The following is an 8439-nucleotide window of genomic DNA, read 5'->3' on the forward strand; positions in this document are numbered from 1 at the left end:
ACTACGGCTTGGGCGAGATCCTGGCTTGTTGCTGTAGGAGCACCCGCCCCGGGTGCGAATTTGGGCCACGCCGGTGATGCTGGTGTTTCCGGGGAGAGCGGTTCGCACCCGGGGCGGGTGCTCCTACGGGAGGGGGACGGAGGACTTCATGCCCTTTTTTAATGTCGCAATGATGGCATAATCATTCGGCAATCTTTCACATTGACGTATAACAATCAGCAAGGAGCTGTAATGTCCCAACTACAACAGAAAATCGGCCCGGCTATCGTTCAGGCCCTGATCGTCTGCATCGTGCGCTTTTTCACCATCCCATTGTCCATCTGGAAAGGTGCTGCCCTGCGTCTGGCTGATCGCCGTGAAGCGGCAAGCGGACCAGACGATGGCCGCGGCAAGTCGGAATTCCCGGTACTCGATTGGATCCGTACCGCCTGGGATGGAATGATCTTTCTGTCCTGGTTCGTCGGCGCGGTGGCCGCGATCCTCACACTGCTCGGTGGGATGTTCAGTTTCGGTTTTCTAGCGGGAATCGGCAGCGCGTTTGCCGTGCTGGTGTACTTCTACTTCAGCGTCATTCTCATGTCCTTCTTCAAAGAGAGCCTGATTCTGATCCTGTCGATCGCCACGAACGTTGAGAAACTGGTCAGCAAGCCTGCGGCGGACGGCCCGGCCGAAGCTGGTGAGGCGCAAAAGCAGACGCTCTGACTATCACGTCGCCCCCGATGATAAGCCGGGGGCGTTTCAGTCATCTGCTCCTTCACGTCGATGCCATAACCCGGCCCAGCGCCGGCTTCAGGAATCGTTACTGCCTTTCCTCCGTCCATACATAGGGCCGGTCGTATCTGGGTCATTACACCTCATGCTCATCAGCCCGGTAATAAGTGGTATGACTGATATAAACACTCAGTCGATAGCCGGGCTTGATGTGATCAGCGGCTGGATAAAGGCTTGGCAGCTCTGCGATTTGCTCGAAACGTGCTTCCAGCCCTTCCGCATATTGCTCAGCCTGCCTCAACCCAAATCTCCTGACCCCATAGATGAAGATATTTTCGAAATCCTCATCGGCACTATTACTGAGCCTATAATTCGCCATCAGCTTTCAGCCTTTCCCTGGCTGCAGACAGGATGTCCCGGGGCGAGCGCTGACTCACTCCACTATGCTCCCCTTCATCCAATAACATGCGCAATTGCTCCAGGCCTGCGCTGCGCTCCTGATCCCGTCGGATCAGGTCACGGATGTACTCGCTATCATTGGTATAGTCACCGCTGCCAATGCGCATTTTCACCCAATCATTCTGCTGCTCAGTCAAGGTAATGGTTTTACGTACTACGGACATGGACCTGCCCTCCGCACCAATATTCATACTTCGAACATATAGCATGGAGTGCTGGAAAACCCAACCATCAGCGATGGCAGACACAGCACGAGCCTGTTTATCGCTCTCCTCACGGCTGACCCGCGCTTTCTTTGGCCATGCCCGGCAAGGGCCGGAAACTGTCCAGAATCTGTTTGAACTCGGCCTGAGCCTGCTCGAAGGGAGGGTATTCGCCATCGATATCATGCACTTTCATCTCGAAGGACACTGCAGGCACAGCGCCATGCGCACCGGTCTCGGCGATCAGATGATAGCTCTGCGGTGGCTGCCAGTCGGGGTTTTCCGGGTCGCGTCGCTGGAAACGGGTACCAACCAGACTGCCGGCCTGATAGCCGAAGGCGACATCCTGCGGGCCGAAGCTATCGATCCGTACCCGTGACGGATAGGGGTTGGGAACAAAGCGCATCAGGGCATGGGTCATCAACTCACTGGACGCTGGCTGATCGATCCGATAGAGCAATGCCGGGGTGCTGCGCGGGCGCCACTGGTACCCGAAGTCAAAGGGTTCATTGCCGCTGTCGGCGATAAAGCCGAAGGGGATGCACACGCCAGGTTCGGTGGGAATTTCATGTTCCGCACGGGCGCGAAAACGGGCCAGAAAATCCAGCGCGGCAGGCTCCAGGCTGGCCTGTTCGCTGCGTGGTTTGTTGTGTTGCATGCCGAACTGGAAGGTATAGATGCGCCCGTTTTCCCAGAGCTTGGCGGAAAAGTCGAAGGGGCCGCTGATCGCCAGGGCGTTGGAGCGATTGAGCTCTACAAAGTATTCCTGTTCGAACAGATCATCGGTAGGAAACTTGGCGTCTTCGATCAGCAGTTCAGCAAGTTTGGCTTCCAGTTGGGCAGTGTCCCGGCCCTGTTCCTTGAAGTTTTCGATGGCTTCGGAAACCCACAGGATATCGGTGCTGACTTTGCCGATGTGCTGCATCTGGGCCCGTAATGCCAGTTCCTCCTCCAATAATCGGCGATGGTGCTCGTCTGGCTCATCATCTGATAATGCCGCTCTTTGCTCCCGAAGCTGGTCGATCTTTCCCTGAATGACACGCTCCTGCGCCTCCCCACGGCTGGGCTTGAAATAGGAGGTGTCGCGCTTCCAGTAATCAAGCGTGGCAAGCCGGCTGACGGCGATCTGCACCAGCACCTTCTCTTCATGCAGTGGATCACGACCATAGCTCCCCCGCCAGATTGCCGGTGTGGGTTCGCTCCCCTTATAGGATGCGGGTAGCTCAGCCTGCTGGTTATACCAGGCCAGGTGCGCGGGCATGGAAAACTGTACACGGCCGAAGCATTGGGTCTGCCAGTCGGCTGGCAGCGTAGCATTGGGGCTGTCGGCCCAGACGGCTGGAGCCATCAGCGGTAGCAGACACAGCACGAGCCTGTTTATCGCTCTCGTCACGGCTGACCTGCGCTTTCTTTGACCATCCCCGGCAAGGGCCGAAAAGTGTCCAGAATCTGTTTGAACTCGGCCTCGCCCTGCTCGAAGAGAGGGTATTCGCCGTCGATATCATGCACCTTCATCTCGAAGGACACCGGCGGCACAGTGCCATGCGCACCGGTCTCGGCAATCAGGTGATAGCTCTGCGGGGGCTGCCAGTCGGGGTTTTCGGGGTGGCGTCGTTGGAAACGGGTACCGACCAGGCTGCCGGCCTGATAGCCGAAAGCGACATCCTGCGGGCCGAAGCGGTTAATCTGCAGCAGGCTGGAATAAGCGTTTGGTATCAAACGCCGCATGGCCATGCTGAAAAGCTCACTGGACGCTGGCTGATCGATCCGATAGAGCAGTGCCGGGGTGCTGCGCGGGCGCCACTGGTACCCGAAGTCAAAGGGTTCATTGCCGCTGTCGGCGATAAAGCCGAAGGGGATGCACACGCCGGGTTCGGTGGGGATTTCATGTTCTGCGCGGGCGCGGAAACGGGCCAGGAAGTCCAGCGCGGCGGGCTCCAGGCTGGCCTGTTCGCTGCGTGGTTTGTTGTGCTGCATGCCGAACTGGAAGGTATAGATACGCCCGTTTTCCCAGAGCTTGGCGGAAAAGTCGAAGGGGCCGCTGATCGCCAGGGCATTGGGGCGATTGAGCTCTACAAAGTATTCCTGTTCGAACAGATCATCGGTCGGAAACTTGGCGTCTTCGATCAGCAGTTCGGCGAGTTTGGCTTCCAGTTGGGCTGTGTCCCGGCCCTGCTCCTTGAAGTTTTCGATGGCTTCGGAAACCCACAGGATATCGGTGCTGATTTTGCCGATGTGCTGCTGAGCTTGCTCTAATGCTCTTTCTTCTTCACGGAGCTGAGAGTAAAGAGCATTTGCCTCCTCGCTTTGATCTGAAAGCAAAGCGACTTTTCGGGCCTTAATCTCATCAAGCTGTTTTTGGATGACCCGTTCTTGAGCCTCCCCGCGGCTGGGCTTGAAATAGGAAGTGTCGCGCTTCCAGTAATCAAGCGTGGCAAGGCGGCTGACGGCGATTTGCACCAGCACCTTCTCTTCATGCAGCGGGTCACGGCCATAATTCCCCCGCCAGATTGCTGGGGTGGGTTCGCTTCCCTTATAAAATGCAGGTGGTTCAGCCTGCTGGTTGTACCAAGCCAGGTGTGCGGGCATGGAAAACTGCACCCGGCCGAAGCATTGGGTTTGCCAGTTGGCTGGCAGAGATGGTTCAGGAGTAACGGCCCAGATGTCAGACGTCAAACCAAGCAGTATGAGCGCAATCAGATAACGCATTAGGTGGTTCCTTCGGAAACGAGCGAAACAGACGCTTGTAGAGTGTTCCGCTCGTTTTTGTCGTTGTGGGCAAGAACACTCAAGTTGAACCCCGAGTCATTATTTTCACGACGGGTCCAGTAGATGGGCAGCTCGGTGATGAAGCCGGCGACATTCTTCGGTAGCTCGGCAGTGCTCGGGTTTTCCCAGAATGCATGCTCGAAGGGCATGGAGCCAGAATTGTTATCCGGCCAAGTTGGCCAGATTGAGGCGTGGTTTCGGGGTATGTGTATGAACGCTTCTTGATAGGCAGTTGCGTTGTCCTTTGCTTGCTTTTGAATCGCCTGCCAGGTCGCCGGTGCTGCTGGCTGTTCAAGCATCGGCTCCAGTTGCGTTGCCGGCGCCACCCGAACCTGTTCATGGGTGACGTCCAGTGCAAAGAGCTTGCGCCACAGGGCGATACGCAGTTGCTGCACTTCGCGGCAGATGGGTTGGGGCGTGCAGCCGTTGAGCTGGCTGAGCTGGGCCTGGCGGCCTGAGATTACCACGGCCAGTTCGGAGTCGCGGTCACCAAGCTGGCTGCGGTCGTTGATATTGGCGCTGCCGAGAATGGCCACCCGGTCATCAGCGATTAACAGCTTGCTGTGTACATAAATCTGTTCGGTCACCGGGCGACCGTGGAAATCTTCCCAGGTACGTAGATTGAGCAAAGTAAGATAGCGTTTCCAATCTTCTCGCTCGAAAACCTTCCAGGCCTCTCCACGGCGCTGATGCTTGTCGATGTTATCACTGGCTACGTCTTCCGGGATTCCACTGTCCATTTGTGCCTTCATTGCCATCGCCCGCTGAATCCGGCGCACAAGGCTATGACTGCCCAGAGACAGGCTCTGCATGGTCAGGTGGATCTGGGTCATCAGGGTGATGTCGTTCAGCGGGCCTTCCGGATAAACCGGCAGGACCATATAGACGTGAAAATCTTCACCCATCTCGATCGCGGCTTCTATGCGTGTGGCCAAGGCCTCGCAAAGGGTGTTCAGAACCCTGGGCTGTGGTGCCTGCAGGTTTACAGAGGCTTCAACAGCAGCCTGGTTGGCAAAGACTTTCAGTAGCGCACTGACAAACTCATCCGCCTCGCGGTTGTGGATCATTTCCGCCAGGGCGTAGAAGTTGAGGTGCTGCAGACGGGTTGCGTTGTCCTGGAAACGCCCTTCCAGCCCCAGCCGTGCAGCATAGCGCGGGTAGTCGGGCAGCTTCTCGATGTCCATCAGGCTTTGCATGGGCCCGTCTTGCCAGGGATCTTTTTTATCCTGGTTGGGTGGCCCTGCCGCTTCCTCGCCGTCGTCCTTGGGGGGTGTGGCGTAGTCGACCTCACCGAAATCACTCTGGAAGAACTGATTCTCGATGTAGATGAACTGCTGTGCGCCGGCAATGGCTTGCAGCATGGCTTGCAGGCAGTTGGCCTGACGGGCATCTGGTAACGCAAAACCTTCAGTGGGCTGCGGCAGACGGCTGGCATGGGCTTGCAGAGCGCCTTGACGCTCTTCACGCAGTTGCCGGTAGGGTGTGCTGCGCAACACCTGAGCGAACAGGCTGCCCTGTGCTGCCACGGGTTGTGCCGGTGGCAGGTAGTGTGGCCGGAATGGTTGCGGAGCCAGATTGCGGCTTACCAGCCCCAGCCCACCCGCAAGCAGGGCCGGCATGGCCTGTGTAGTTCCGTCGAAGCGTGCCTGCAGGCTATTCCAGCGTTCGATGAAGTTGCGCGAGAAGTCTTCTACGGCCGTCCCTTCAAGGCGTACCTGCACATCATGCCAGGGCATGCGGGGCTGGCGTGCCGGATCGATTGTGCGGCCGCCAGGGGGCAGCAACCGTACTGCCGGGTCAGAAAGATAGGAATAGGGCTGGCCCTGCTGCGCATCACTCATACGGTCGAGTGTGTTGTGCAGGTAGAGCAAGAATGGTGTGGCGATTGCGCTGAACTGCTCCAGTGCCTGGGCTGTGAGCCGTTCTGGCGGGGTGTTGTTGAGCCAGGTAAAGAATGCGCCAGCGCCGCTCTGCTCGACCCACTGATTGAATAACGTGTTGCCTCTGATCTGCAGCGCCTGACTGTATTCGCCTGACTGCTGCTCAACTTCCTCTGCCCAGTCCAGCAGATCTTTCTCCAACTGGCTGATTCTGGGCGGCAGATGCTGTCTGACTTCTTCATCTCCCAGATACTCACGCAGAAAGCGCGCCATATCCAGCGCTCCTCCTGTTGTATAGGCGGCGCCAACGCCGAACAGGCGCAGGCCGCCCTTGAGCCTATCCTTGAGCCAGTTCAGGGCCGCCTGTTTGCGTTGGCGTACGGCGTTAACGTGTTCGTTATCAAGGCGCAGACCTATCCAGCGTTGCACGCGGCTGAGGGCGTCGCCTTCCATCAGGGTGGCGCCAATCAGCTCTGCGGTGGTCATGTAGGGGTATTGCTGATGCGCCGGGATCTCTCGCAACGGGGGAATGCAGGGGTTGTACAGTTCACGTTCACTGCGCCCGTCGGCGGCAAGGCGAAAGTTGTTGTCGTCACGGCGTCCGTAGGCCAGGTCAATGCCGCCGACATAGGCAATCTGATTGTCGATCACAACCATTTTCTGGTGGTGCGAGAAAAAGGTACCCAGCTGATCCATATCGCTTTGCTGTATGGCCGGCAGACACCAGACCTTGCGTTGCTCCAACCCGGCATTGAGCAGAAAGCTGGCCAGCATGGTTTCAAGGTCGCCGGTGTCCATGCCGACTTTGGGCGACAACCAGGGCATCAGGTAGATGTCAGGCTTCTCGTTCTTGCGCAGCGCTTCGGCCAGGCAGTCCCACAGGCGCCTGTCGCCATCGAGGCGCACCTCGTAGTTGATCTGCCAGCCACTGATGTAAATCGAGTGCCGGGCATTGCTGATCGCGGCGGCGACATCCTTGAAGTAGTCTTCGCCGTTCGTGAAGAACCTGACATTGTTACCGGCGCGCTTGCGGGCGTACGGCGGGCCAAACCGCGGGTCCGGACGGATAAACCAGTCCGGGGCAGAAATGGCGCACAGCGGCTCGCCTTCTGCCGTATTGAGCTGGTCCAGTTGGCGTGAGCGGATTGCCGTCATCTGACTCATCCCTTGAATGCCTTGAGTTTTTCGAATAGTGGACTGTTGTCGTCGAGCCCCAGGGTGTCACGGGCGCAGGTCTGATCGAGGCAGGCCATTGCGTGCTGTGGATCAGTGTGTGGGGCATGGCTGAAATCCATACTGGCCAGTGCCAGCGCTTCGCGCTGCTGGTCGTTCCAGCCCGCATCCACATGCACCGTCAGGGCAACGTATTGTCCTGGGTAGAGCAGCCATAGGTTGCCCGGAGTCTGTTGATAGGCCAGAGACAGCGACTCCTGCTCTGCATCCGAGAGGATGATGCGACCGTTATCGTCAGTTTCGCCGCGGGCGATGATATCTGCCTCGCTCAGACGTGCGAACGTGCGCCAGCCTGGTTTGCTGGCGCGGACGATACGCCAGGGGGTGTGCGCCAGGGCATAACCGTCTTCTCCGGGCTTGTCCTTCAGACGGATGTCAAAACGCATCTCACGTGGTTCAGATACTGCTGCCTGGTATGGCAATGCCGGGTTGGCCTGTGCCGGATCGTTGAGAGCTCCATGCTGACCGGCGCCCGCTTCACCCGGACGCTCAGGCAGCTTGATTGCCAGCCCCGAACCCCGCCCAGCCGCACCACCGGAGTTGATCCTGATGCCCGGGCCGCTGAGGGTAATGCCGCTGGGGTCGAGTTTGAGGAAGGAGCCGCCGCCTTTGGCGGTCAGCTCCATGCCGGCGTCGATCACCACTTTGTCCCCGGCGTAGTAGTGGATTTCCTCTCCGGCTTCGATGAACTGGCCCTGACCGAGTTTGATGTGCTGGTGGTGGGCGACAGTCAGATGATCATCCGCCTTGATTTCCGTCCTGCGATCGGCGTGGGTGCGGTGGTGCTCCTCGGCCAGGTTCTCGGTGTAGCGGTTGGCTTCGATGCGCTCGTGGCGTTCGTTGCCGACGCGGATGGTCTGGTCGTGCTGGATGTTCTGGTCCCAGTCGCGCTGGGCGTGGATGAAGATCTGTTCCTCCCCGGCCCGGTCTTCGATGCGCAGTTCGTTGAAGCCGTTGCCGCCGGGGCTGCTCAGGCTCTTGAACAGGCTGCGGGTCTTGTGCTCGGGCAGCTCACAGGGCACCGGATGGGCGCTGTTGTACAGGCAGCCACTGACCAGGGGCTGATCCGGGTCGCCTTCCAGAAAACTGACCAGTACTTCCATGCCGATGCGCGGGATGGTGACGCTGCCCCAGTGGTTGCCGGCCCAGCTGCTGGCCACCCGCAGCCAGCAGCTGGTGTGGGC

At 58.6% G+C, this 8439-nt stretch carries 7 protein-coding genes; 1 reads left to right on the top strand and 6 read right to left on the bottom strand.

The genetic code is table 11. The features are described 5' to 3' along the window. Positions 1-231 precede the first annotated feature (231 nt). Positions 232-702 carry a hypothetical protein gene (locus BM046_RS15740; protein WP_090541261.1) on the top strand — a complete coding sequence of 157 codons (471 nt, stop codon included), beginning with the start codon at positions 232-234 and terminating at the stop codon, positions 700-702. 145 nt (positions 703-847) lie between these two features. Here the strand turns inward: BM046_RS15740 and BM046_RS15745 are convergent, their stop codons facing one another. The 6 genes from BM046_RS15745 to tssI form a co-directional block, all read right to left on the bottom strand. After that, positions 848-1090: a type II toxin-antitoxin system RelE/ParE family toxin gene (locus BM046_RS15745; RefSeq protein WP_090541264.1), complete on the bottom strand. Its 243-nt coding sequence runs from the start codon at positions 1088-1090 to the stop codon at positions 848-850. After that, the gene (locus BM046_RS15750) at positions 1077-1334 is read right to left on the bottom strand and encodes a type II toxin-antitoxin system ParD family antitoxin (protein WP_090541284.1); all 258 of its coding nucleotides are present in this window, start codon (positions 1332-1334) and stop codon (positions 1077-1079) included. The genes BM046_RS15745 and BM046_RS15750 overlap by 14 nt, the downstream gene beginning before the upstream one ends. 109 nt (positions 1335-1443) lie before the next feature. Then, entirely contained in the window at positions 1444-2721 is a 1278-nt protein-coding gene (locus BM046_RS15755; RefSeq protein WP_090541267.1) for a T6SS immunity protein Tli4 family protein, read from the bottom strand. 41 nt (positions 2722-2762) lie between these two features. Further along, on the bottom strand, positions 2763-4082 hold the full coding sequence (locus BM046_RS16465; RefSeq protein ID WP_090541271.1) for a T6SS immunity protein Tli4 family protein: 1320 nt from the start codon (positions 4080-4082) through the stop codon (positions 2763-2765). After that, positions 4082-6820 carry a hypothetical protein gene (locus tag BM046_RS15765; RefSeq protein ID WP_177197895.1) on the bottom strand — a complete coding sequence of 913 codons (2739 nt, stop codon included), beginning with the start codon at positions 6818-6820 and terminating at the stop codon, positions 4082-4084. The genes BM046_RS16465 and BM046_RS15765 overlap by 1 nt, the downstream gene beginning before the upstream one ends. 362 nt (positions 6821-7182) lie before the next feature. Beyond that, a partial coding sequence (gene tssI / locus BM046_RS15770; protein ID WP_143084215.1) for a type VI secretion system tip protein TssI/VgrG occupies positions 7183-8439 on the bottom strand: 1257 nt, incomplete at its 5' end.

Source organism: Halopseudomonas formosensis (genome assembly GCF_900115905.1).
GTDB classification, from domain to species: domain Bacteria; phylum Pseudomonadota; class Gammaproteobacteria; order Pseudomonadales; family Pseudomonadaceae; genus Halopseudomonas; species Halopseudomonas formosensis.

What these genes read in the sequence shown, in the direction of transcription:
- BM046_RS15740 (WP_090541261.1), top strand. Translation starts at nt 232, where the DNA reads ATGTCCCAACTACAACAGAAAATCGGCCCGGCTATCGTTCAGGCCCTG.
- BM046_RS15745 (WP_090541264.1), bottom strand. Translation starts at nt 1,090, where the DNA reads ATGGCGAATTATAGGCTCAGTAATAGTGCCGATGAGGATTTCGAAAAT.
- BM046_RS15750 (WP_090541284.1), bottom strand. Translation starts at nt 1,334, where the DNA reads ATGTCCGTAGTACGTAAAACCATTACCTTGACTGAGCAGCAGAATGAT.
- BM046_RS15755 (WP_090541267.1), bottom strand. Translation starts at nt 2,721, where the DNA reads ATGGCTCCAGCCGTCTGGGCCGACAGCCCCAATGCTACGCTGCCAGCC.
- BM046_RS16465 (WP_090541271.1), bottom strand. Translation starts at nt 4,082, where the DNA reads ATGCGTTATCTGATTGCGCTCATACTGCTTGGTTTGACGTCTGACATC.
- BM046_RS15765 (WP_177197895.1), bottom strand. Translation starts at nt 6,820, where the DNA reads ATGGACACCGGCGACCTTGAAACCATGCTGGCCAGCTTTCTGCTCAAT.